The following is a 24,248-nucleotide window of genomic DNA, read 5'->3' as shown; positions in this document are numbered from 1 at the left end:
GTGAAGTTTTCTTCACTGTGATGCGAAGAGTCTGCCGCCCGGATCAGAGCCCTGTCAATGGCCCTGACACCTGCTGGACATGTCCGACTGGAGAGACAGATGCCATCGACCAGCACCGCCGGACCCGGCGCGGAGACGCCCGAGGAGGCCGTCGCACCGCTCATGCGCGGGATCGCCGTGCTGCGCCGGCTGACCGACGCGGACGGCTCCCTCAGCCTCAGCGACCTGGAACGCGCCACCGGACTTGCCCGCTCCACGGTCGACCGGGTCACGCTCACCCTCGCCCGCACGGGATACGTCCGCCTCGACGGCCGGACCGTCACCCTCGCGCCGCGCCTGATGGAGCTGGGCAACGCCTATCTGTCCTCGATCCGCCTCCCCGGGCTCCTCGGCGACCTGGTGGACGCCCTCGCGGACGAACTCGACGAGTCCGTGTCCCTCGCGGTGCCCGACAGCGGGGACATCCGCTTCGTGCACCAGGCCACCCGGCGCCGCGCGATGTCCCTGAGCTTCCGCATCGGCGACCTGCTCCCCGCCGAACGCACCGCCCCGGGCGCTCTCTTCGCCACCCTCTGGGGGCCTGCGGAGTGGCAGGCCTGGCGGAAGAGGCAGGGCTCCGACCCGGCGGGAGCCGGCTGCCCGTCCCTGCCGCCGCGTCCGCGCCCGGAGGACGACACCTTCGAGGAACGGGTGGACGCGGCTCGGGCCGACGGCTGGGCGCTGGACGACCAGCTGATCGAACCCGGCCTCCTCGCCCTCGCCGTACCGGTACGGGAACCCGCCGGAGGTATCGCGTGCGTACTCAGCGTGGTGAGCCACACAAGCCGGCACAGCGCGCAGGGGCTCCGCGACAGCCTGCTGGCCCGGCTGCGCGGCGCCGCCGCGGCCATGGAGTACCGGCTGCGTGACGCGCCCCCCGGCGGCCCCGCACCCGCCCCGGGGCCCCTCGCCTCATGGACGGCGGCCTCGAAGCAGGAGCTGGGCCGGGAGTTCGTCGAGTCCCTCGCCAGGGGCCTGACCGTCGTCACCGCCTTCGGTGACACCGGCGCGGCCCTGACGCTCAGCGCCGTCGCCCGTGCGACAGGCCTGTCCCGCGCCTCCGCGCGCCGCGCGCTGATCACCCTCGAACACCTCGGCTATGTGACGGTCGACGGGCGTGACCACCGGCTGACCCCGCGTGTCCTGGCACTCGGATATCCGCCGCTCTCCCGCATCACCCTGCCGCGGATCGCCGAACCGCACCTCGCCGCACTGGCGGGGCGGATCCACGACTCGACGTCCCTCGCCGTGCTCGTGGACGACTCGGTGCAGTACGTGGCGCGTGCGGCCACCCACCGCATCATGAACGTCAACATCACGGTCGGCACACGCTTCCCCGCCTACGCCACCTCGCTGGGCCGCGTCCTGCTGGCCGACCTGACCGCCGCCGAACTCGGACCCCTCCTCGACCACGCGGAACTGCGGCCCTTGGCCCCCCACACACTTACCCGCCGTGCCGAACTCGAAGCCGTGCTGGAGCGCGTGGGGACCGAGGGGTACGCCCTGGTCGACGAGGAGCTGGAAGCGGGCCTGCGCTCGATCGCCGTACCCGTACGGGACCGGGAGGGCACCGCGGTCGCGTCCATCAACGTCGCCATGCACAGCAGCAGCCGGACGATCGGAGCGTGCCTGGAGCAGGTGCTGCCGCAGCTCCGCCTCACGGCCGGGAGCATCGAGTCCGAACTGCACACAGCGGCCCGCTTCACCCGTGTGGCGGCGGTGTGAGCCGGGCCGGCGCCGGTCCGGCTCACACCGCAGCAGCAGGATCAGGTCGTGCTCCTGGTGACCACCCATCCGCCGGCGACCCGGTAGCCGGCCGTCTCGTAGCCGGAGTGGAAGAATCCGAGCCGGCCCAGCGACAGCCCGGCCCCCGCGGTGGACTTGACCGGGGTGCAGCTCCCGGCCTCGTCGGCCGGGCCGCCGGCCGGGTTCTCGGCGACGTCGAGGAAGGGGCGGACGGGGCGGGTGGCGGACCGTGAACAGGAGCCGGTTCCGTCTCCTCAGGCGTGGAAGCCGTTGCACACGACGGAGGTGAACTGCGAGGGGCCGCCCTCGACGTGGTAGAGCACGACGGTCCAGTCGCCCCGGTCGTCGCCCACCGGAATGGCGTCGACGGTCCGGTCGGCGAAGCGGGCTCGGAAGTCCTCCGGATACTTCAGGGTGATCGTGCCGCCCGAGGACCACTTCGAGAAGACGTCGACCGGCTTGCTGGTGAAACCGACGCCCTTGCCGAGGGACCGGGTGGGACGCCCCGTGCCGGGGTCGGTCCCGTGCGGAGGGCGAACGCCGACGGATATGTAGTACGGCACAGGCCGCTTCCCCTTGCCGGTGTCCTCCGGCCGCATCTGCACCGAGGCGGTGTCCGAGCCGGTGGTGTGCGAGACGGACGACCGGAGATTCATCGGCAGCGAGGACATGGCGGGTCCGGACAGGTCGCAGGAGCCCATGCCCTGAGCCGCCTGCGCGGGGTCGTCGGACAGCGTCCAGCGATCCTGCGACTCCCGGTCGTTCACGATGTGGTCCGGCGGCCCGGCGGCCGGTGTGGTGGAGGCGGGCTGCCGGGACCCGTTCTCCCCGGGTGTGGCGGCCGCCCCGTTCGCACGGCCGTCCGGCTGGCCCGAGAGCAGCCAGGCCGTCGCCGAGGCGGCCAGCACGGCCGCGACCGCCGCGAGGCCCAGGGCCCCGCGGCGGCCGGTGCGGGACGGGCTCGTCCGGCGGTCCGCGTCGTCGTACGGGGTGGGCCCGGGTGGAGCGGCGGGCACGACCGCGTCGGTCGGCAGGAGGGCGGTCGCCGTGCCTCCCCGTACGGCGCCGTCGTCGCCACGGGTCAGCGAACAGTAGTGGGCATCCGTCGCCAAGGCCGAGTCCACCGCGCACCCGGCGATCACGGCCGAGGGGTCCGGCCGGTCCGCCGGATTTTTGGAGACGCAGTCCCGGATCAGGGCGGCCAGTTCAGAGCTCACACCGGCCACGTCGATGTCCTCGTGCACGGCACGGTAGCTCACCGCCGCCGCGTCTCCGGAGCCGAAGGGCGGTCTGCCGGTCGCGGTGAAGGCGAGTGTCGCCCCCAGTGCGAACACGTCCGCCGCCGGGCCGACCTCGTTGCGCAACACCACCTCGGGCGCCGCGAACCCGGGGGTCCCCGGTCCCATCCCGTCCTGTGTGAGGACCGTCTGCCCGAGAACCCGGGCGATCCCGAAGTCGATCAGCTGCGGTCCCTGCGGAGAGAGGATCACGTTCTGCGGTTTCAGATCCCGGTGGGTGACCCCGTGCACATGGACCGCCGCCAGGCCCTCGGCAAGAGCGGCGAACAGCTTCAGCGCGGTGCCGGCCGGGAACGGCCCGGCTGCCCGCACCGCCCCGCTCAGGGTGGGTCCCGCCACGTACTCGGTGGCCAGCCAGTAGGGCGGGGAGCCGAGTGACGCCTCGATCAGCTGGGCCGTGTACGCGCTGCGTACGGTCTCCACAGTGGCGGCCTCACGGCGGAAGCGGGCCAGCACCTCCGGGTGATCACTGATCTCGTCCCTGATCACCTTCACGGCGACCAGTCGTCCACCGGGGGACCTGGCGAGATACACCTGCCCCATTCCGCCTGCACCGAGCCGCGCGAGTAGCTGGTACGCGCCTATGCGCGTGGGGTCCTGGGGCCGCAGTTCGTCCACCGGCATGACTGTGCCACATCGGCCGCCGCCGGACCGTGCGTCCCGGGACATGAGGCGTCCTCGCCCGTGTGCGGGTTCCGGGCCTGGCGGGCACTGCTGCGGGTAGGCGAACGTCGGCGGGAGCCCCGCACCGCCGGGCCCGCTCCGGGTGCGGAGGGCAGCGGGAAAACAGAGGATGCGAAGGTGGCGAGCCGCACCGGCCCGGCCCCGTCGTACCCGAGAAGTGACATCCGAGGGAGACAACACCATGGCGCCCGAACGATCCTCTTCCGGCAGCACCGCGTCCCGGGACCCCGGCATCGCCCGGCCGCTGGCCGAGCGGGCCGGCTGGAGCGACGTGGACCTGCGGGCGGTCGACACCGTACGGGTGCTCGCCGCCGACGCCGTCCAGAGGACCGGCAACGGCCATCCCGGTACGGCGATGAGCCTGGCGCCGCTCGCCTACCTGCTGTTCCAGCAGGTCATGCGGCACGACCCCGCAGACGACCAGTGGTTGGGCAGAGATCGCTTCGTCCTCTCCTGCGGCCACACCAGCCTCACGCTGTACATCCAGCTCTACCTGGCCGGCTACGGCCTGGAGATGGACGATCTGAAGGCGCTGCGGACCTGGGACTCGGCGACCCCGGGCCACCCGGAGTACCGGCACACCCGAGGCGTCGAGGTCACCACAGGTCCGCTCGGCCAGGGGATGGGCTCGTCCGTGGGAATGGCCATGGCCGCTCGCAGGGAGCGGGGACTGCTCGACCCGGACGCCGCGCCGGGCACCAGCCCGTTCGACCACCACGTGTACGTGCTGGCGTCCGACGGCGACATGATGGAAGGCGTCGCGTCCGAGGCCGCGTCCCTGGCCGGCCATCAACGGCTAGGCAACCTCATCGCCTTCTACGACTCCAACCACATCTCCATCGAGGACGACACCGACATCTCGTTCAGCGAGGACGTCCCGGCCCGCTTCGCCGCCTACGGCTGGCACGTGCAGACGGTGGACTGGACTCGCACGGGCGACTACGTCGAGGACGTCGACGCACTGCTCGCCGCGATCGGGACGGCGAAGGCGGAGCGGTCCCGGCCGTCGCTGATCATGCTGCGCACGATCATCGGATGGCCCGCCCCGACGAAGAAGAACACCGGAAAGGCCCACGGGGCGGCCCTGGGGGACGACGAGGTCGCCGGCACCAAGCGGCTCCTCGGCTTCGCCCCCGAGGCGTACTTCCCCGTGGAGGACGAGGTGCTCGCCCACACCCGGGCCGTCGGGGAGCGGGGCGCACACGCCCGGAAACGTTGGCAGCGGACCTACGAGGAGTGGCGGACCGCCGAACCGGAGCGGGCAGCCCTGCTGGACCGGCTGCGGGAGCAGGAACTGCCCGAGGGCTGGACCGCTGCCCTCCCGGACTTCCCGGCCGACGCGAAGGGCATGGCCACCCGTAAGGCGTCCGGTCAGGTGCTCACCGCTCTCGCACCGGTTCTGCCCGAGCTGTGGGGCGGCTCCGCGGACCTCGCAGGCAGCAACAACACCACCATGGACGGCGAGCCCTCCTTCGTCCCCGCCGACCGGCAGACGACCGAGTTCGCGGGAGGCCCCTACGGGCGGACCCTGCACTTCGGGATCCGTGAACACGCGATGGGCGCCGTACTCAACGGCATCGCCCTGCAGAGCCTCACGCGCCCCTACGGCGGCACGTTCCTCACGTTCAGCGACTACATGCGTCCCGCGGTCCGACTCGCCGCACTGATGAAACTTCCCGCCACCTACGTGTGGACCCACGACTCGATCGGACTGGGCGAGGACGGCCCCACCCATCAGCCTGTCGAACACCTGGCCGCTCTGCGTGCGATCCCGGGACTCGACGTCGTGCGCCCCGGCGACGCCAACGAGACCACCACCTGCTGGCGGACGATCCTGGAGCACACCGACCGCCCCGCCGGTCTCGTCCTGACCCGGCAGAACCTTCCGGTGCTCGACCGCGCCGACGGCGTCCATGCCTCCGCCGAGGGAGCGGCCCGCGGTGCCTACATCCTGGTGGAGGCCCCCGCAACCGCCCCCGACGTCATCCTGGTGGCGACGGGGTCGGAGGTCCAGATCGCGCTCGACGCCCGCAAACTGCTGGTCGACGAGGGGCTGGCCGTACGCGTGGTCTCGATGCCCTGCCGCGAATGGTTCGCCGAGCAGCCGCTGTCCTACCAGGACGAGGTGCTGCCGCCGGACGTGCGCGCCCGCGTCAGCGTCGAGGCCGCCGTGGGCCAGGGCTGGCGCGAGGTGGTCGGCGACGCCGGCCGGATCGTCAGCCTGGAGCACTACGGCGCGTCAGCTGCCTACGAGCGGCTGTACGAGGAGTTCGGCATCACCGCCGCCGCCGTCGCCACGGCCGCCCGCGCAAGCATCCGCGATGCGGTGGAGCCCCCCAGGCCGGGCGGACGACGGCCCTAGCCCATCTGCCGCCGTACCAGTTCATGGAGCTGCCCGGTCGTGTCCGCGAGGAGCTCGGCGGGCGGCCCCTCCTGGACGACACGGCCGTCCGCCATGACGATCACGCGATCGGCGTCCATCACGGTGGACAGCCGGTGCGCGATCACGATACGGGTGGCCCGCAGAGACCTGGTGCTCTCGATCACCGTGCGCTGGGTCTCGTTGTCCAGCGCGCTGGTGGCCTCGTCGAAGAACAGGATGCGGGGCCGCCGTACGAGTGCCTGGGCGATCATCAGCCGCTGGCGCTGCCCCCCGGAGATCGAGCCGCCGCCGGAGATCATCGTGTGCAGCCCCATCGGCATGCGCTCGATGTCCTCGGCCAGACCCGCCATCGCGGCGGCTTCCCACGCCTCCTCCTGGGTGAAGACCTCGGCGCCGCATATGCAGTCCAGGATCGATCCGGACAGCGGCTGGGCGTTCTGCAGGACCACCCCGCACTGCCGTCGCACCGCCGCCTGATCGAGCGCCGTCAGGTCCTGACCGTCGTACAGGACGCTGCCCGACATCGGCTTGTCGAAGCCGATGAGCAGCCGCAGCAGCGTCGACTTGCCGGAGCCGCTGGGGCCCACGATCGCGACGAACTCTCCCGGCCGTACGGTCAGCGACACCTCGTCGAGGACCGTCGGGCCGTCGTCGGAGTAGCGGAAGGAGACTCCCCTGGCCTCGATCTCCCCGGACAGCGTGCCCGGCTGCGTGCTGGCGCCGCGCACCTCGGGCGCCTCGTCGAGCACCGGCTTGATCTGCTCGAACATCGGCAGCACGGCCGCGGCCGACACGAACGCGCCGGTGAGCTGGGTGACGGCCGTCAGCAGCATCGTCACGGACGTGTTGAAGGTCAGGAACTCGGCGGCCGTCAGGGAACCTCGCGCCGGGCCTGCCAGCAGGACGAAGATGATGAGCGAACACAGCGGCAGATACACCGCGTTGAGGACCGTCGTCAGGTTCTTGATCCGGCCCGCCCGCTTCTGCATCCCACGGCTGCGGGCGAACTCCCCGGCCCACGCCCCGTACGCGAAGCTCTCCGCCGCCGCGACGCGCAGTTTCGGCAGCCCCCGCAGTGTCTGGAACGCCTGGTTGTTCAGCTTGTTCCCCAGCTCGACCAGCCGGCGCTGCCAGCGGAGCTCCCACATGCCCATGGTGAGGAACACTCCGGCGATGACGACCAGCATCGCGACGGCCGTGAGCGCCAGCGGGACGCTGAACCAGAGCAGCAGGCCCAGATTCACCGCCCCGAGCGTGCCCGCCTGCACCACGACCGGGCCGGTGCCGGACAGCACCCTGCGAATGGCACTGACTCCCATGGCCGCACTTGCCAGTTCCCCCGTGGAGCGCTCTGTGAAGAACTTCGTCGGCAGCCGCAGCAGCCGGTCCCAGACCGCAGGCTGCAGCGTGCTCTCGATCCGCCCCTCCATCCGCAGGATCGTGAGGTTCTGCAACAGCATGAAGGCCGCCGAGACGACACCGGTGATGATCACGGCCAGGGAGACCTGCACGATGAGACTCGTCCGGGCGTTCGGCACGTACACGCCGAGCACCTTGCCCGTCGCGATCGGCACCAGTGAACCCAGCGCGACCGTCACCAGACCCGCCAGCACCAGTCTCCGCAGGTCGCCCCGGGTGCCGTACAGGCCGAAGCGCAGCAGCTGCCACTTCCCCAACGGCTTCTCGGGCAGCGGCCGGTAGAACATCACGGCCCGCTCCCCGAATTCCTCGGCCGACGTGCTGTGGACCCGGCTGCGCCGCCCGGTCAGGGGGTTGACCGCCTCGTAGCGGCCCCGGCGCCACAGCAGGGCGACCGGCGCCCCGGACGCGGCCCGGTTACCCACCAGCGGGCCGGAGTTCTCCCGCCACCAGCGCCCTTGGAGCCGCACCGCGCGGGTGCGGATGCGCGCAGCGACCGCGACCCGCTCGACCGGGTCGATCCGGTCGCTCACCGCGCCGCCCGTCGCGGGTTCCGCGAGGACGATCCCGGAATCCCGGGCCACCAGACGGCAGGCCGCGTACACCGCGTCGTCCGAGGCTCCCGTCGTGGGCGACGCACCCCTCCCGGACCGGCCGATCGACGTCAGCAGCGCCTCGTCGGCCTCCTTGCGGACGGCCTCGCCCGCCTTCATCCCGGCCGCGGTCCGGTCCTCGTGCGCGCGCTCCAGCTGTTCGATCCAGCGGTCCAGCGCCGACAACAGGCGGAACTGCTGATTGACCATCCCCTGCCACATCGCCGGTTCGACGAGCAGATCACCTAGGGCCTCGGCGCTGAACGCCGCGCCGTACTGCACACTGCCGGGCGACACCGGAAGCCACAGGATGTCGTCGTCGCCCACCGTTTCGTCGAGGGTGGTCCGCCCGTCCAGGGGGGCCTCGAACAGCACGCGCTGACTGCGGCCCACACCGAGCGAGAAAGCGTGCTCCAGCAGACTCAGCGAGGCGTCCCCGGTGTCGTAATGGCTGCGGTACTGCCCCTCGTACGCCCCCTGTCCGGCGTATTCCGGCCGGTACAGCTCACGCAGCGGGATCCGGCGCAGCACGCACTCCTGGAGGGGCCGGCCGACCAGGGTGTGCTGCGGGCCCTCGACCGGGCCCAGTACCAGCGTTCCCGGTTCGAGGCGGCCCAGGAAGTGCCAGTGCCCCTGCTCCACCGCGTCCACGGCGAACAGGTCGAGGGCGCCGCCCACGACGAGCCACAGCACCTGGGGCCCCTCCAGAGACAGGCTCCGCAGCCCGGTGCAGGCGACCGGCTCGCCGAGCCCGCCCAGAGCGCCGATGACCGGGTCCTGCCCGTGCGCCTCCGTGCCCGCGAGAGGATGTACGGATGCCACGTCAGTGCTCCCTGACCAGATCGGCGTACGGGCCCCCGGCGGCCACCAGATGTTCGTGCCGGCCGCGTTCCACGACGGTCCCGTGGTCCAGGACCACGATCTCGTCGCTGTCCCGCACGGTGCTCAGCCGGTGCGCGATCACGACACAGGCACAGCCGCGCCGCCGCAGGTTGTCGATGATGACGCGCTCGGTCTCGGCGTCCAGCGCGCTGGTGACCTCGTCCAGGACCAGGATGCTGGGGCGGCGCACGAGCGCCCGGGCGATCTCCAGGCGCTGACGCTGCCCGCCGGAGAAGTTGCGGCCGTCCTGCTCCACCCGGCTGTGGATGCCACGGGGACGGCGCGCCACCACGTCGTACAGGGCGGCGTCCCGCAGGGCTTCGGCCACGGCCTCGTCCGGGACCGAGGGGTCCCACAGCGCCACGTTGTCCCGGACCGTCCCCTCGAAGAGGAAGACGTCCTGGTCGACGAAGGACACGGACGCGGCCAGCGCCCCCCGGGGGATGTCCTCCAGACGCTGCCCGTCGATGCGGATCGTGCCCTCCCACGGGCTGTAGAGCCCCGAGATGAGCCGCGAGACCGTGGACTTGCCACTGCCCGAACCGCCGACGAGCGCCACCTGCTGCCCCGGCCCCACGGACAGGGAGAAGCCGGTGAGCAGTGGCTTGTCGAGCGGGCTGTAGCCGAAGGTGATGTCCTCCAGCGTCACATGGCCCTTGAGCCGACGGGTGCTCGCGGCCGGCTCGGGGCGGGAGTACAGCGGGTCGACCGGGAAGTTCTCGACGTCCTTGAGACGGGCCACATCGGCCGCGAAGTCCTGGACCCGGCCCGCCACCCCGTTGAGCCGGGTGAGGGGCGCGGTGAAGCGGGTCACCAGCGCCTGGAAGGCGACGAGCAGACCGATCGAGATGTGCCCTTCGACGGCCCGCAGCCCGCCGATCCACAGGATCAGCGCACTGTTGAGCGTCGCGAGAGCGGGAGCGACGATGCCCAGCCAGGCGCTCGGCACCCCGAGGCGCTGCTGCTCCTCCAGCGTCGCCGCGTGCTGACCGGCCCACCGGCGGAAGTACCCGTTCTCGCCGCCCGTGGCCTTCATCGTCTCGATCAGCTGGAGACCGGTGTACGAGGTGTTCGTCAGCCGCGCGCTGTCGGCCCGCAGTTTCTGCGTGCCGACGGCCCGCATCCGTACGACGATGCGCATCGCGACCACGTTGAGCAGCGCGATCCCCACCCCGATGACTGTCAGCTGCGGATCGTAGGTCCACAGCAGGAACGCGTAGAGGAGGACGACGATGCCGTCCACACCGGCCGCGGTGAGATCCCGGGCGAGTGTCTCGGCCACGGCGTCGTTCGACTGGAGCCGCTGGACCAGGTCGGCCGGGCTGCGCTGCGAGAAGAAGGTGACCGGCAGCCGGAGCAGGTGCCGGAAGAAGCGCGCGCTGTTGAGCGTGGACGAGATGATGCGCCCGCGCAGCAGATTCGCCTGTTGCAACCACGTCAGTACGACGGTGAGGGCGACCATGCTGCCCATCGCGGCGAACAGCACGCCCAGCAGCGAGGTCTGTTCGCCAATCATGAACATGTCGATATAGGTACGGCTCAGGGCCGGAAGTGCCGCCCCGACGGCCACCAGCAGCAGGCTGGCGAGCAGAGCGACCAGCATCGTGCCCGTCGTCCCGCGCAGCCGGGCCGGCAGCGCGGCCATGACCCCGGGCTTCCGGCCGCCACGCCGGAAGCCCTCGCCGGGCTCCAGGATGAGGACGACCCCGGTGAAGCTGGTGTCGAAATCCTCCGTGGGCACGAACCGGCGCCCCTTGTCCGGGTCGTTGATGTGCACGCCCCGCCGTCCGAGACGGCGCCCCATGCCGTCGTACACGACGTAATGGTTGAACTCCCAGAACAAAATCGCGGGCGCCCGGACCTCCGCGAGCGCCGCGGGCTCCATCTGCATGCCCTTGGCCTGGAGACCGTAACTGCGGGCGGCCTTCAGTACATTGCTGGCCCGTGAGCCGTCACGCGAGACCCCGCAGGCGATCCGCAGTTCCTCCAGCGGCACATGGCGGCCGTGGTGCGCCAGCACCATCGCCAGCGAGGCCGCACCGCACTCCAGCGCCTCCATCTGGAGCACGGTGGGGGTGCGCACGGTCCGGGCCCGCCCGGGCTTCGGCGCGGCACGCGGCCGGCGCCTGTTGTTGGAAGATCCTTCCGGGCGGTGCCGGCCGCGGCCGGGAGCCGGCAGTTGCTGGGCGGTGGGGGAGGGATGCGGTGCGGTCACGGGAGCAGCCAATCGATCGGGCGCTGGTCGGCGAGACGGACGGAGCCGGTGGCCAAGGTCATGGAGCCGATCGCGTAAGGGGGGCCGGCGGCTGAGGACCACCGGTAGCCGGACTTCGTGGAGCCCGAGCGCTCGATCCTCACCAGGACCGCCAACGGCCTTCCGTGCCTGGAGAACTGTTCGCCGAGCTGGGCGTCGCCGAGGAAGCGGGTGATCTGCTGCTGTGTCTGCGCGGACCTGCCGACCGCGGCCACCTGGCCGCGCAGCACCCCGTACTGCTGGGCGGGCACGGACTGGACGGTGAGGTCGACGGAGGCGCCCACCGGGACCGAAGCGGCACTGCTCCCTGCCACGTACAGCAGGACGACCAGCGGATCGTCGGCGCCGTCGATCCGCTCGACGCTCGCCACGTCCGCGCCGGTGGTGACCACCGCGCCGATCGTGGCCGTCACCGAGGTGAGCCGGCCCGCGTCGATCGTACGGACGACACGTTCCCCCTGCTCCGTACGGACCTTGAGCAGGGGGGAGTTCCGGGGCAGGGTCTCGCCCTCGTCGGCGAGCACCTCGGTGATCTGCCCCGCGACCGGACTCTGCAGGATGTAACTGCCGCGGGAATGCGTGAGGATGCCGGGTGCGTCGAGCGTGCTGGCGACGGAGCCCGTCACGGCCCAGAAACAGGCGGCGGCCATCACGGCGACCGTGACACAGAGGACGAGCAGACCCTGCGGGCGGGCGAAGCGCACCGGAAGATCGAGTTGTTCGGGCGACTGCAGCTTCGAAAGGGCCTGCTGGCGGAACTGCACTGAACTCTTTCCTCACCTGTCAGCGATCGGCACCGAGCCCCGGAACCGATCGGTCCCGGGGCTCGGTGGGGTACTGCCGTGTCTCTCAGAGACCGGCGGTCAGGCCGGAGGCCAGGCCGGTGACCGCGCCCGTGTTCACGCCGGTGGCGGACTCGACGAGTCCGGTGGCCGAGCCGACGACGCCGGCGACCGGGACGATGCCCTCGACGGTGCCCGTCGCGTTGCCGAGCACGCCGCCGACGAGGCCGCCCGAGACGTTGTCGAGGTCGGCGTCGGAGATCTCGGCGGTGGCGACCTGGGGGGTGTAGTTCATGATGAGCGCTGCCCTTCGTATGGAAATTGCTTATATACGGAAACCCAGTGGCGCGGCCTCCGTATGGCCCAGGATCAAAGCACGCCTGTACCTCGTGCAGCCAATCGGACTGCGGCGGATCTGTGTTTATCAGCGCACCTGAATCGACTTACGTGCAGAAGCGTTCATTTCGTGGCGGCAGATCCTTCACGAGCTTCACCGGATGAATTCTGCGTCGTCGCAACCTCACGCCCCCCCCAAGTGGGGCACTCCCGCCCCAATCGCCCCATGAGGCGGCCTGGACCTGGCGCTTTGTTCCTGATCCGGTGACCGGTGTGCGCACGCCGTGTGCAGGTTTCCGCGGTCGGGCTGCCCCTGTAATTTCAGGTGCGGGTGACGCGGGCCGCCGGGCGGAGTTCGGAACGTATCGGTATTCACATCATGGCGAAAGCTGAGGGGGGCTCTCTTTTGTTCGTGTGCCGGCCGCGAATCGTTGGCGCACTTATGAAACGTTTCCGGACCCGAGTGTTCACCGTGTCACGCACCCCCCGGATACGTGGAGAATATGTGCCCCCCGCCGTGGCAATCGTGGACGGTGTGCCCGTCGTGCGGAAGGCGGGTGGGGTGACTCCGATTCATCCGGCGAAGCGGCTGCGCCACCCTTCTCTCCGCCGACACGCGGCGCTACCATCGGGATGCCTCATGGGAGCGCTCCCATCTCTGTGTCAGCCCCGTACCGCCGCTCTGCGGTGGTCCAGCTCGGAGAGGACGTTTCCGTGCGCTTGAGCACCAGACCAGTCGCCGCCCTACTGGCGGCATTTGCCCTCACCGCCGGGTTATCGGTCACCGGAACCCCGGCAGTGGCACGCCCGGACGAAGGGCCCGCCGCGGCCGAAGCGGCGGATGTGTCCATCGCGGCGGACACCTACACCTGGAAGAACGCGCGGATCGACGGCGGTGGCTTCGTGCCGGGCATCGTCTTCAACCGGTCCGAGAAGAACCTCGCATACGCACGCACCGACATCGGCGGGGCCTACCGCTGGGACCAGGCGGGCAAGCAGTGGGCACCGCTGCTGGACTGGGTGGACTGGGACCGCTGGGGCTGGTCCGGGGTGGTGAGCCTCGCCTCCGACACGGCCGAGCCCGACAACGTCTACGCCGCCGTCGGCACGTACACCAACAGCTGGGACCCGACGAACGGAGCGGTCCTGCGTTCCTCGGACCGTGGCGCCTCGTGGAAGGCGACCACGCTGCCCTTCAAGCTCGGCGGCAACATGCCGGGACGCGGGATGGGGGAGCGGCTCGCGGTCGACCCGAACAAGAACTCCGTGCTGTACCTCGGCGCCCCCAGCGGCAACGGGCTGTGGCGGTCCACCGACTCGGGCGTCACCTGGTCGGAGGTGACCGCCTTCCCGAACCCCGGCAACTACGCGCAGGACCCGTCCGACACGAGCGGATACGGCAACGACAACCAGGGCATCGGCTGGGTGACCTTCGACGAACGTTCCGGCAGCGAGGCCAGCGCCACCCAGGACATCTATGTCGGGGTCGCCGACAAGGAGAACACCGTCTACCGCTCCACGGACGGCGGTAGTACCTGGTCCAGGATCGCCGGCCAGCCGACCGGATACCTCGCGCACAAGGGCGTCCTCGACGCGTCGACGGGCTACCTCTATCTGACGCTGAGCGACACGGGCGGCCCGTACGACGGCGGCAAGGGACGGATATGGCGTTATGACACGCAGTCCGGCGCGTGGACGGACGTCAGCCCCGTCGCGGAGGCCGACACCTACTACGGCTTCAGCGGCCTTTCCGTCGACCGGCAGAAGCCCGGCACCCTCATGGCCACCGCCTACAGCTCCTGGTGGCCCGACACCCAGATCTTCCGCTCCACGGACAGCGGTGCGACCTGGACACAGGCGTGGGACTACACCAGCTACCCGAACCGCTCGAACCGGTACACGCTGGACGTCTCCTCCGTGCCCTGGCTCAGCTGGGGAGCTGACCCGTCCCCGCCGGAGACCGCACCCAAGCTGGGCTGGATGACGGAGTCCCTGGAGATCGACCCGTTCGACTCGAACCGCATGATGTACGGCACGGGGGCGACGGTCTACGGCACCGAGAACCTCAGGTCCTGGGACTCCGGCGGCCAGTTCAAGATCACGCCCATGGTGAAGGGGCTGGAGGAGACAGCCGTCAACGACCTGGCGAGCCCGCCCTCCGGCGCGCCGCTGCTGAGCGCGCTCGGTGACATCGGGGGCTTCCGGCACACGGACCTCGACGCGGTGCCCGCCATGATGTTCACCTCTCCGAACCTGGACTCGACCACCAGCCTGGACTTCGCGGAGACGTCCCCCGGAACGGTCGTACGGGTCGGCAACGCCGACGCCGCTCCGCACATCGGCTTCTCCACCGACAACGGCGCCAACTGGTTCCAGGGCTCCGAGCCCTCCGGGGTCACCGGCGGCGGCACGGTCGCCGCCGCGGCGGACGGCAGCGGCTTCGTCTGGAGCCCGGATGGTGCGGCGGTCCACCACACCACCGGTTACGGCAACTCCTGGACCGCCTCCGCCGGTATCCCGGCCGGGGCAACGGTCGAGTCGGACCGGAAGAACCCGAAGAAGTTCTACGGATTCAAGGCCGGCAGCTTCTACGTGTCGACCGACGGCGGAGCCACGTTCGCCGAGAAGGCGACCGGGCTCCCGGCCGAAGGCAACGTCCGCTTCAAGGCCTTGCCCGGCACGGAGGGCGACATCTGGTTCGCGGGCGGCGCTTCGACGGGTGCGTACGGGCTCTGGCGCTCCACCGACTCCGGTACGAGCTTCACCAAGTTCTCCGGCGTGGAACAGGCCGACAGCGTCGGCTTCGGCAAGGCGGCCACCGGGGCCTCGTACCAGACCGTCTTCGTCAGCGCGAAGATCGGCGGGGTGCGCGGCATCTTCCGTTCCACGGACGGGGGCGCCAACTGGACGCGTCTCAACGACGACGCGCACCAGTGGGCCTGGACCGGTGCGGCGATCACCGGAGACCCGCGGGTCTACGGCCGGGTGTATGTCTCCACGAACGGCCGGGGGATCCAGGTGGGTGAGTCCTCGGACACCGACGGAGGGGGCACGGACCCGGATCCCGATCCCGATCCCGATCCGGATCCGGGGGAGCCGTCGGGGGCCGACTGCTCGGTGACGTACACGGTCACCAACCAGTGGTCCGACGGCTTCCAGGCCGAGGTGACGGTCACCAATACCGGCAGAACCGCTTATGACGGCTGGCAGCTCGGCTGGTCCTTCCCGGGAAACCAGAAGGTCACTCAGATGTGGAACGCCTCCCACCAGCAGGCCGGGGCGAAGGTGACCGCGACGGACGTCGGATGGAACGGCAAGGTTGCGCCCGGTTCCTCGGCGGGCTTCGGCTTCACCGGTACGTCGACGGGCGGCAGCGCCGAGCCGGACGGGTTCACGCTGGACGGTGAATCCTGCGCTGTCGGCTGACGCCTGGCGCGCCGGCCCGGAACTGCCCGCGTACCTGCGGAGCACCTTCGGGACGTGACGCCGACGCGGGCCCGGCAGCGACCGCCGGGCCACGCTCCGTCCGATGAGCCGACTCCGCTCATCTCATTCCGGCTCCGGGAAAGGAGACCACCTGGGACGGAATGGCCGACGTACCGGATGTCGGAGCCCCGGTGTGTTGATGTCGTGTTCGTACCGGCCCTGGCCGCGAGGGACACGACGTTTCACCGGGGCCTGGAAGCCGTGCTGCTGGCGGATCGTCGGTCGACGTCGTAGTAGCAGTAGCCGCCCATGCCCCAGCCCTCGTGGGTGGTGACCGAGTCGTCGACCTTGTTCAGCGGTGCTCGCCGGGGGTCACAGTGGTGACCCGGCCCGCGCTGCCCGGTTCCGCACATGCAGGCGGGGCGGTCCCGGCGGGCCGTCAGGCCTCCTGCGGCCGGGGGAGCAGCAGCCGTGCCGGTGCGATGTCGTTCATGGCGTGATCCTGCGATCACCGCACAGGCCCTTTACACCGTTGATCGTCGTTGTCCAAACCTCCCCCCGGCGTGGCGTGCCGCCCAACGGGTGACATTCGGCTCCGTGTCACACGATGAGCCCAGGGCGTAGCTCGAATGCGGCCTTCCCGAGTGGTGCCGCGCCGGATTTCCGCTGACGGTGGAGCACGTCGCACCCGTGATTCGATGAGCCGACAACCAGCCGGCCGGCGCGGGAGTGACGAAAGGACTGTGTATCCATGCGCTCTGCCCGCACCCTGTTCGCATCGGCCGCCGTCACGGCGGTCCTTGCGGTCTCCGTCCCTGCCGCATACGCCGTGACCTCGGCGGACGACTGGGACAAGGACAGCGGCTCCTCCGCTAGCAGCAATGACGACCGTGACAAGCCGGAGTCGTGGAAGGAGAAGGACAAGGAGTCCGGCTCCGGCAGCAACGACCACGGTGACAAGTTGGAATCGTGGAAGCACGACAAGCCCGAGGGCGGTGTGCACGCCGGTGGCGGCGCGCTGGCCGGTGTGTCGGCGGACGACTGGGAGAAGGACAAGGAGTCCGGTTCCGGCAGCAATGACGACCGTGACAAGCCGGAGTCGTGGAACGAGAAGGACAAGGAGTCCGGTTCCGGCAGCAACGACCACGGTGACAAGCCGGAGTCGTCGAAGGAGAAGGACAAGGAGTCCGGCTCCGGCAGCAACGACCACCGCGACAAGCCGGAATCGTGGAAGCACGACAAGCCCGAGGGCGGTGTGCACGCCGGTGGCGGCGCGCTGGCCGGTGCGTCGGCGGACGACTGGGAGAAGGACAAGGAGTCCGGCTCCGGCAGCAACGACCACCGCGACAAGCCGGAGTCGTGGAACGAGAAGGACAAGGAGTCCGGCTCCAGCAGCAACGACCACGGTGACAAGCCGGAGTCGTGGAACGAGAAGGACAAGGAGTCCGGCTCCGGCAGCTCCGGGCACAGCGAGCAGACCTGGAAGCACGAGAAGCCCGAGGGCGGCGTCCACACCGGCGGTGGAGCGATGGCGCTCTCCGGCAGCGGCCTGGCCACGGGCTCGGTGCTGATGCTCGGCGGCCTGGGTGCCGTCGCGTACAAGCTGCGCCGCCGCAACGCCTCGGGTGCCGCGGCCGCCTGACGGTGTCCCGCACCGCTGAATGAACCACGTCGTGGCCGCCGCCCCCATCCCCGGGGCGGTGGCCACGTCGATTTACCCGTACAGCCGTCCGTGCCCCTCGTTACGCGAAAGGCAGCATGCGCATGGCCGCCCCGCAGCCGTCCGATCCAGACCCCGCCTCCCCTGCCCTCGGCCGCTCCCTGTTGTGGCCCGTCGTGGCGGTGGGGCTGGGCTTCCTCCTCGTCTACAACTCCCTCGACGCGTCGGCGGGCGCCCCGCCGGCCCCCCCTGCGGTTGTGTCCCTTCCCGCGCCCTCGAAACCTGCCTCGCCGACCCCGTCGGCATCCGCGTCCGCCCCCTCGCTGGGGCTGCCCCGGTCCGAGCCCGAGCGGATCCGGATCAAGTCGATCGCGGTCGACGCCCCCTTCACGCCACTGTCCATCGGGCCGTCCGGGCAGCTGGATGCCCCGCCCGCGAACGAGGAGAATCTGGTTGGCTGGTTCAAGGACGGAGCCGCCCCCGGTGAGCGCGGCACCTCGGTGGTGGCCGGGCACGTCGACACCAAGGCCGGCCCCGCCGTGTTCCTGCTGCTCAGCACGCTCAGGGCGGGCAACACGGTGGACATCCTCCGTCGGGACAACGCCGTCGCCACATTCAAGGTCGACTCGGTCGAGACCTTCAGCAAGGAGAATTTCCCTGACGAGCGAGTGTACGCCGACAACGGCAGGGCCCAGCTGCGGCTGATCACCTGCGGCGGTGTCTACGACAGGAAGAAGAAGGACTACGAGGACAACGTGGTGGTGTTCGCCCATCTGGCCTCCACCACGAACACCTGAGGCGGGCTGAAAGGGCCCACCCTTCCTGCCGAGCGGGCGGCCGCGCCCCGGCTGCCGGCCGGCGAGAAGGCTGAGCCGGCGACTGCTGCCGCAGGAGGCATGGGACTCGCCGGACGGGCCGGGCGGTCGCCGCCCTCCTCCGTTGGACCGCCGAGCTCAGCGATCACGGCTGGAGCGCCCCGGTCGCCCTGCGCCTCGCGGAAGGCCCGCAGCTCTGCCGGCAACGCGCCTGGAGGAGTTGCGGCCGACGCCGGCGGACCGGCTGTGCATGGCGTGGTGCGTTCCGGGGGCCGCCCGGGGCCAGTCCTGGGACTCGTCCCGCGAGTGTGCCCCCTACGTGGTCGGCCGACGAGCTGGAGAACTTCCCGGGTTCCGCCCAGGTACTGGTGGGGGCCTCGCGAGCGGGGGAGCACCGGCCCCCGCTCCGTGAGTTGTCAGCGGGCGCTCTCCCGCTCCGCCACGGCGACCTGGTGCAGTGTGCGGCCGGTGCGGGCCGAGCGTGCGTGGTGCGGGTCGGGGGTGCCCGGCCGGTCGTGGACTGCCTGCCGGTCGTCGGCCTTGATCAGCAGCCACGCTTCCGGTCCTGGTGTCCCGTTCTCGTCGTCGATACGGAAGCGGGTGAGTGCGAATTCGCCGTGCAGCTTGGCCCCGTCGAGCCGGAACGTGGCGTGACCGCGCTCCAGCGACTCGGCGAACGGGACGGGTGCGCCCGCGAGGTCGTGACTGGTCGGGCGGTAGGTGCCCTGGTCCCAGACGATCACGGTGCCGCTTCCCTGCTCGTCCTGCGGAATGACGCCCTCGAACTCGCGATACTCCAGGGGATGGTCGTCCGTCGGCACGGCCAGCCGTTTGTCGCTCGGGTTGTCCGACGGGCCACGGGGCACGGCCCAGGACTTCAGGACGCCGTCGACCTCGAGACGGAAGTCGAAATGCATGCGCCGGGCGTCGTGGATCTGCACCACGAAATGCCGTGTGCTCTCGCTGTCCACGCCAGATCCTTCCGCCGGATGCGGTCGGACGGTGCGCGCCTGCCCGGGTCGAGACCGCGCGGCCCCGCACAGTCCATGCCTCCACTGTGCCGCCGCAGGCTGGCCCCCGCACGGCGGCGGTCGTCGCGGGGGCCAGCCTGAGGGGCCGGTCAGTCGGTGTGGCGCTCGAGGGCCGCGTCGGCCGCCGCGATCGAGCGGTGCCACCAGGTGGTCACCGGCTCCCAGACCCGGATCCCGTCCGGCGCCCCCAGCGAGGTGGCGTCGAACGTCCGCCCCCTGTGGGCGGGATCCCCGGCGACCGTCAGCCGGTCCACGACCCGCAGCTCCGTGGCCGCCGGGTCCAGGGTGCGCACCGCGGCGTAGGCGGAACCGCCGGCCGGCAGGCGGTACGGACCGCTCTCACCGTCGGGCACCGGCAGGGCGGGGCCGTCCAGATCGCCGAAGACGACCGTGGGGACGCGGTCGACGACGCAGGCCTGCCGACCGTTGTTGGTGAGGCTGATCCGCACCGTACCGGGCTGGTCGGAGGCCGCCGCGGTGACCCTCAAGGTGCTTTCCCCGCACGTGGGGAGAGGCGGCGCGGCGGTGGGGGAGGAGGCTGTCGCGGCGCCGGCCGGGGTCAGCAGGGCGAAAGCCAGAGCGAGGGCGGCAGGCAGAGTTGCTTCGGTACGGATACGCATGAGTTGTCCGTTCCCCGTCGCGGTGACTTCTACCCGTGCGCGCCCGGTCCGGACCAGATCCTTGACGGGCCTCGGACCACTGCCTTAAATCACATATTGAAAGATACGCCTGGGGTGAGCGCTTCCCGCGTTCACCTCTCGGCGCCACAGTGTCATGCGCATGACTGTCATCCCCCACCCTGAAAGATGTGATGACTGTGTCTTCCCCCCACCACGTGGCGCGCCGCCTCTCCGGGAGGCGTCGTACGACGCTGTACACCGCGCTCTCGCTGCTCTGCTGTTCCCTGGTCATGACCGCACTTCCCGCCGGAGCCTCCGCCGCACCCGACCCCCACACGGGTGCGTCCTCCTCGGCTTCCGGGACATCGGCGGCCGTAGCCTTCGCCGACGAGTTCGACGGCGCCGCGGGCTCCGCCGTCGACGGCGGCAAATGGCAGACCGAGACGGGCGACAACGTCAACAACCACGAACGGCAGTACTACACGGCGGGCAACAGCAACGCCGCCCTCGACGGCCAGGGCAACCTCGTCATCACGGCCCGCAAGGAGAATCCGGGCAACTACCAGTGCTGGTACGGGACCTGCGAGTACACCTCGTCCCGCCTCAACACCTCCGGCAAGTTCACCGCGACGTACGGACATGTCGAGAGCAGGATGAAGATCCCGCGCGGCCAGGGCATATGGCCCGCCTTCTGGATGCTGGGCGCCGACATCGGCGACGTCGGCTGGCCCAACAGCGGTGAGATCGACATCATGGAGAACGTCGGTTTCGAACCCGGCACCGTCCACGGCACGCTGCACGGACCCGGCTATTCCGGCTCGGGCGGCATCGGCGCCGGCTACACCCTTCCCGGCGGGGCCGCCTTCGCCGACGACTTCCACACCTTCGCGGTGGACTGGGCCCCCGACTCCATCACCTGGTCCGTCGACGGCACCGTCTACCAGCGAAGGACACCCGCGGATCTGAATGGCAACGCCTGGGTGTTCGACAAGCCGTTCTTCCTCATCCTCAACCTCGCCGTCGGCGGCTACTGGCCGGGCGACCCGGACGGCAGCACCAGCTTCCCGCAGGAGCTCGTCGTCGACTACGTCCGTGTGACCACCAGCGACTGAGTGCGGAGGCGGACCGGCGGCCACCCCCGCCGGTCCGCATGCCGACGTAGCATGATCCGTATGGAGCAGCGCACATTCGACAGGATCGGCCGTGACGTATCGGTCGTAGGGCAGGGCACCTGGCAGCTCGGCGGAGACTGGGGTGAGGTGAGGGAGGCCGACGCCTTCGGCGTCCTCGACGCCGCCGTCGAGTCGGGGGTCACCTTCTTCGACACGGCCGACGTCTACGGCGACGGCCGCAGCGAACAGTTCATCGGCCGCTATCTGAAGGACCGGCCGGACGCGGATGTCTTCGTCGCCACCAAGATGGGCCGGCGCGGCGACCAGGTCCCGGACAACTATGTACTCGACAACTTCCGTACGTGGAACGACCGTTCGCGTGCCAACCTCGGCGTCGACACCCTGGACCTCGTACAGCTGCACTGCCCGCCCACGGCCGTCTACTCCTCCGACGCCGTGTACGACGCACTCGACACGCTCGTCGCCGAGCAGCGGATCGCCGCCTACGCCGTGAGCGTCGAGACGTGTGCCGAGGCACTCACGGCCATCGCCAGACCGGGCGTCGCCAGCGTCCAGATCATCCTCAACCCGTTCCGCCTGAAGCCCCTCGACGAGGTACTCCCGGCCGCCGTCGAAGCGGGCGTCGGCGTCATCGCGCGCGTACCGCTCGCCTCCGGGCTGCTGTCCGGCACGTACACGGCGGACACGGTCTTCGCCCCCGAGGACCACCGCACGTACAACCGCCATGGTGAGGCGTTCGACCAGGGCGAGACGTTCTCCGGTATCGACTACGCGACCGGCGTGGCCGCCGCCGCGGAGTTCGCCGGGTTCGCTCCCGAGGGCGCCACCCCGGCGCAGACCGCGCTGCGCTGGATCATCCAGCAGCCCGGTGTCACCAGCGTCATCCCCGGTGCGCGTTCGGTGGAGCAGGCCCGTGCCAACGCGTCGGCCTCCGAGTTCCCGCCGCTTCCCCGGAGCACCCTGGACGCGGTGCGTGACCTGTACGACCGCCGCCTCCGCGCGGAGGTCCACCCGCGCTGGTGAGCCGACGGCTCAGTCGTCCTCGCCGTCGCCGCCCTGAGCGGAACCCGCCGTCGGTTCGGCCGGCGCGGGCGACTCGAGCCCGGCCGTGGGGGAGGGGCCGGGATCCTGGGTGTCCGCCGCCCCGGTGTCCGGTGCGAAGAGGATCGTACCCAGGTACACCGCCGCCAGGAAGGCCACCGTTCCGGCCACGGCGCTCGCCACGCGCGGGCGCCGGCGGATGGCCTCACCCGTGCTGATGCGGCGCGTCGTGGCCGACCTGGCCGCGGATCTGGACGCCCGGGGGGCGGGAGCCGCCCGTCTGCGACCGGTGGCCTGCGGCAGCCGGTACGTCCCCACGCCCCCGGAGGCCGGGGAACCCGGAGCCGGGGCCGGGGCAGCGGGGCGCGGGGCTGCCGGGGCGTGCTGCGGCAGCGGCTCGGGCCGCCCGCGCCAGGCATCCGTGCGAAACCAGTCGGAGACCTGCTGCGCGCTCGGCCGCTCCTCGGGCTGCTTCGCCAGCAGCCCCAGCAGATACGAATCGAAGGCGGGAGAGACGTCCACCCCCCGCTGCCTCACCGGCACCGGGGGAGTGTCCACGTGCTGGTAGAGCGTCGCGGTTGCCGTGTCCGAGCGGAACGGCGGCTGTCCGACCAGCAGTTGGTAGATGACGCAGCCGAGGGAGTACATGTCCGACGCGGAGTCGGCCGTACGGCCGAGGGCCCGCTCGGGAGCCAGATACAGGCTCGTACCGACGATGTGGCCGGCCGTGGTCAGAGCCGTCGAGGGATCGTCGACGAACTGGGCGATACCGAAGTCCCCGATCTTCACGGACCCTTCGGCGTCCAGCATCAGGTTGCCGGGCTTGATGTCGCGGTGGACGATGCCCTGCCGGTGCGCTGCGGCCAGACCGGCGGCGGCCTGTTCGGCGATACGGGCGACCTGCTCGGGGTGGACCGTCTCCTGCGCCTCCAGCAGATCCCCGAGGCTCCTGCCCTCGACCAGCTCCATCACCAGGAAGAAGCGGTCCTCCCAGGAGCCGAAGTCGAACACGGCCACCAGGTGAGGGTGACTCAGGCGCGCGGCCGTCTGCGCCTCGAGCCGGAAGCGCGCGGTCGACGAGGCATCGGCCTGGTCGCCCAGCAGCAGCTTCACCGCCACGGCCCGCCCCAGCACTTCGTCCGTGGCGCGCCACACCTCACCCATACCACCACGGCCGATGGGGGATATCAGCCGGTACCGTCCAGCAACCAGCACCTGTCCACACCAATCTCGAATTATGGCCCGCTCCGACAGCCGCGGCGGCGACCTCCTCGGGCTCATCGCCTCGGTACGGTGCGTCGGGGTGCGCGGCGTGATCAGGATATCCGTCCCCCGGACCTCCGCTCGCACGGCCGGAGCGCGGGGCGACGGATCCGGCCAACCGGGGTTCCGGACCGGCCTGTTCTCACCCGTGGAAAAGCCAGTCGAGCACGGCGGCAGCGGTGAACTCCGCCTGTCCGCCCGGGAACAGCAAGTCCGCTTCCCCGAACGCCTTACTGTCCACCGTCGCCGAGGCGTCAGGAACCGCGACACAGCGCATCCCCGCCGCGTGAGCCGCCCGGACACCCGGGACGGCGTCCTCCAGGACCACACACGAGCCAGGCGCCACGCCGAGCCGCCGGGCCGCCTCCAGGAACACATCGGGCTCCGGCTTTCCGCGTACCACCTCCTCGGCGGAGACGTGCAGGGGGAGGCAGGCGTCCAGCCCCGTGACGGCGAGCGTGGCGGCGATCGCGGCCCTGGACGACCCGGACGCCACTGCCATCGGCACGCCGTGTTCGTGCAGCCGCTCGACGAGGGTGCGCATCTCGGGGAACACGGTGGTGGAAGTCCCGGCGAGTTCCAGATACAAGGCGTTCTTGCCGGCGAGCAGTTCGTCGACCGGTGCCTCGATGCCGTATTCCTCGCGCAGCACGGTGAGGGTCTCGCGAGTGCCGATCCCGATGAACCGGGTGTGGTTCTCCCAGCTGAAGTCCCGCACGCCGTACCGGGCGAGGAGCCGGCGCCCCGCCTCGTAGTAGTTCGGCTCGCTGTCGACGAGGGTGCCGTCGAGATCGAAGAGGACGGGCGGGGCAGAGGAGGGCGGGGTGTTCATGGCCTCCAGCA

Annotated in this window: 16 protein-coding genes and 1 pseudogene; 7 read left to right on the top strand and 10 right to left on the bottom strand. The window is 70.8% G+C overall.

Translation table 11 applies throughout. The features are described 5' to 3' along the window. Positions 1-99 precede the first annotated feature (99 nt). Positions 100-1,764 (top strand): IclR family transcriptional regulator domain-containing protein, encoded by a 1,665-nt coding sequence (locus ACWD04_RS07430; protein WP_451129093.1) that lies wholly within the window; start codon positions 100-102, stop codon positions 1,762-1,764. A gap of 275 nt (positions 1,765-2,039) precedes the next feature. On the opposite strand, the gene ACWD04_RS07425 is transcribed toward ACWD04_RS07430, so the two are convergent. After that, positions 2,040-3,707: a serine/threonine-protein kinase gene (locus tag ACWD04_RS07425; RefSeq protein ID WP_451129091.1), complete on the bottom strand. Its 1,668-nt coding sequence runs from the start codon at positions 3,705-3,707 to the stop codon at positions 2,040-2,042. A 241-nt stretch (positions 3,708-3,948) separates the two neighbouring features. Here ACWD04_RS07425 and tkt point away from each other — a divergent pair, with 241 nt between their 5' ends. Continuing rightward, a complete protein-coding gene (gene tkt / locus ACWD04_RS07420) occupies positions 3,949-6,129 on the top strand; it encodes a transketolase (protein ID WP_451129089.1) in 2,181 nt (726 codons plus the stop codon). Here tkt and ACWD04_RS07415 read toward each other — a convergent pair. The 4 genes from ACWD04_RS07415 to ACWD04_RS07400 all read right to left on the bottom strand — a co-directional run bounded on the left by ACWD04_RS07415 (position 6,126) and on the right by ACWD04_RS07400 (position 12,375). Continuing rightward, the gene (locus ACWD04_RS07415) at positions 6,126-8,984 is read right to left on the bottom strand and encodes an NHLP bacteriocin export ABC transporter permease/ATPase subunit (protein ID WP_451129087.1); all 2,859 of its coding nucleotides are present in this window, start codon (positions 8,982-8,984) and stop codon (positions 6,126-6,128) included. The genes tkt and ACWD04_RS07415 overlap by 4 nt on opposite strands. Position 8,985: 1 nt before the next feature. Further along, a complete protein-coding gene (locus ACWD04_RS07410) occupies positions 8,986-11,259 on the bottom strand; it encodes an NHLP family bacteriocin export ABC transporter peptidase/permease/ATPase subunit (protein ID WP_451129085.1) in 2,274 nt (757 codons plus the stop codon). After that, positions 11,256-12,062 (bottom strand): HlyD family efflux transporter periplasmic adaptor subunit, encoded by an 807-nt coding sequence (locus ACWD04_RS07405; protein WP_451129083.1) that lies wholly within the window; start codon positions 12,060-12,062, stop codon positions 11,256-11,258. The genes ACWD04_RS07410 and ACWD04_RS07405 overlap by 4 nt, the downstream gene beginning before the upstream one ends. A gap of 85 nt (positions 12,063-12,147) precedes the next feature. Further along, positions 12,148-12,375, bottom strand: a complete 228-nt coding sequence (locus ACWD04_RS07400; protein ID WP_451129081.1) for a type A2 lantipeptide — start codon at positions 12,373-12,375, stop codon at positions 12,148-12,150. 755 nt (positions 12,376-13,130) lie between these two features. Here ACWD04_RS07400 and ACWD04_RS07395 point away from each other — a divergent pair. Beyond that, positions 13,131-15,842, top strand: coding sequence for a cellulose binding domain-containing protein (locus tag ACWD04_RS07395; protein WP_451129079.1), 2,712 nt, complete (start codon positions 13,131-13,133; stop codon positions 15,840-15,842). A 118-nt stretch (positions 15,843-15,960) separates the two neighbouring features. Here ACWD04_RS07395 and ACWD04_RS07390 read toward each other — a convergent pair. Continuing rightward, positions 15,961-16,192, bottom strand: a pseudogene (locus ACWD04_RS07390) (coagulation factor 5/8 type domain-containing protein); the annotation flags it as partial. 401 nt (positions 16,193-16,593) lie between these two features. On the opposite strand from ACWD04_RS07390, the gene ACWD04_RS07385 reads away from it, so the two are divergent. Together ACWD04_RS07385 and ACWD04_RS07380 are read left to right on the top strand one after the other, a co-directional pair. Next, the gene (locus ACWD04_RS07385; RefSeq protein ID WP_451129077.1) at positions 16,594-17,484 is read left to right on the top strand and encodes a hypothetical protein; all 891 of its coding nucleotides are present in this window, start codon (positions 16,594-16,596) and stop codon (positions 17,482-17,484) included. Positions 17,485-17,606: 122 nt separating this feature from the next. After that, positions 17,607-18,299 (top strand): class F sortase, encoded by a 693-nt coding sequence (locus ACWD04_RS07380; protein WP_451129075.1) that lies wholly within the window; start codon positions 17,607-17,609, stop codon positions 18,297-18,299. Between the two features lie 434 nt (positions 18,300-18,733). On the opposite strand, the gene ACWD04_RS07375 is transcribed toward ACWD04_RS07380, so the two are convergent. Both ACWD04_RS07375 and ACWD04_RS07370 read right to left on the bottom strand, forming a co-directional pair. Then, the gene (locus tag ACWD04_RS07375) at positions 18,734-19,360 is read right to left on the bottom strand and encodes a DNA polymerase ligase N-terminal domain-containing protein (RefSeq protein WP_451129242.1); all 627 of its coding nucleotides are present in this window, start codon (positions 19,358-19,360) and stop codon (positions 18,734-18,736) included. Between the two features lie 77 nt (positions 19,361-19,437). Beyond that, positions 19,438-19,968, bottom strand: coding sequence for a DUF4232 domain-containing protein (locus ACWD04_RS07370; RefSeq protein WP_451129073.1), 531 nt, complete (start codon positions 19,966-19,968; stop codon positions 19,438-19,440). A gap of 191 nt (positions 19,969-20,159) precedes the next feature. On the opposite strand from ACWD04_RS07370, the gene ACWD04_RS07365 reads away from it, so the two are divergent. Both ACWD04_RS07365 and ACWD04_RS07360 read left to right on the top strand, forming a co-directional pair. After that, entirely contained in the window at positions 20,160-21,080 is a 921-nt protein-coding gene (locus ACWD04_RS07365) for a glycoside hydrolase family 16 protein (protein WP_451129071.1), read from the top strand. Between the two features lie 51 nt (positions 21,081-21,131). Continuing rightward, positions 21,132-22,124 (top strand): aldo/keto reductase, encoded by a 993-nt coding sequence (locus ACWD04_RS07360; RefSeq protein ID WP_451129069.1) that lies wholly within the window; start codon positions 21,132-21,134, stop codon positions 22,122-22,124. 9 nt (positions 22,125-22,133) lie between these two features. On the opposite strand, the gene ACWD04_RS07355 is transcribed toward ACWD04_RS07360, so the two are convergent. Both ACWD04_RS07355 and ACWD04_RS07350 read right to left on the bottom strand, forming a co-directional pair. Further along, positions 22,134-23,306 (bottom strand): serine/threonine-protein kinase, encoded by a 1,173-nt coding sequence (locus tag ACWD04_RS07355; protein WP_451129067.1) that lies wholly within the window; start codon positions 23,304-23,306, stop codon positions 22,134-22,136. A 241-nt stretch (positions 23,307-23,547) separates the two neighbouring features. Next, a complete protein-coding gene (locus ACWD04_RS07350; RefSeq protein ID WP_451129065.1) occupies positions 23,548-24,237 on the bottom strand; it encodes an HAD family hydrolase in 690 nt (229 codons plus the stop codon). Positions 24,238-24,248: the final 11 nt, after the last annotated feature.

It is taken from the genome of Streptomyces sp. NPDC002911 (assembly GCF_053591835.1).
This window is presented reverse-complemented; position numbering and strand designations above follow the sequence as displayed.

What these genes read in the sequence shown, in the direction of transcription:
- ACWD04_RS07430 (WP_451129093.1), top strand. Translation starts at nt 100, where the DNA reads ATGCCATCGACCAGCACCGCCGGACCCGGCGCGGAGACGCCCGAGGAG.
- ACWD04_RS07425 (WP_451129091.1), bottom strand. Translation starts at nt 3,707, where the DNA reads ATGCCGGTGGACGAACTGCGGCCCCAGGACCCCACGCGCATAGGCGCG.
- tkt (WP_451129089.1), top strand. Translation starts at nt 3,949, where the DNA reads ATGGCGCCCGAACGATCCTCTTCCGGCAGCACCGCGTCCCGGGACCCC.
- ACWD04_RS07400 (WP_451129081.1), bottom strand. Translation starts at nt 12,375, where the DNA reads ATGAACTACACCCCCCAGGTCGCCACCGCCGAGATCTCCGACGCCGAC.
- ACWD04_RS07385 (WP_451129077.1), top strand. Translation starts at nt 16,594, where the DNA reads ATGCGCTCTGCCCGCACCCTGTTCGCATCGGCCGCCGTCACGGCGGTC.
- ACWD04_RS07380 (WP_451129075.1), top strand. Translation starts at nt 17,607, where the DNA reads ATGGCCGCCCCGCAGCCGTCCGATCCAGACCCCGCCTCCCCTGCCCTC.
- ACWD04_RS07370 (WP_451129073.1), bottom strand. Translation starts at nt 19,968, where the DNA reads ATGCGTATCCGTACCGAAGCAACTCTGCCTGCCGCCCTCGCTCTGGCT.
- ACWD04_RS07365 (WP_451129071.1), top strand. Translation starts at nt 20,160, where the DNA reads ATGACTGTGTCTTCCCCCCACCACGTGGCGCGCCGCCTCTCCGGGAGG.
- ACWD04_RS07360 (WP_451129069.1), top strand. Translation starts at nt 21,132, where the DNA reads ATGATCCGTATGGAGCAGCGCACATTCGACAGGATCGGCCGTGACGTA.
- ACWD04_RS07355 (WP_451129067.1), bottom strand. Translation starts at nt 23,306, where the DNA reads ATGGGTGAGGTGTGGCGCGCCACGGACGAAGTGCTGGGGCGGGCCGTG.
- ACWD04_RS07350 (WP_451129065.1), bottom strand. Translation starts at nt 24,237, where the DNA reads ATGAACACCCCGCCCTCCTCTGCCCCGCCCGTCCTCTTCGATCTCGAC.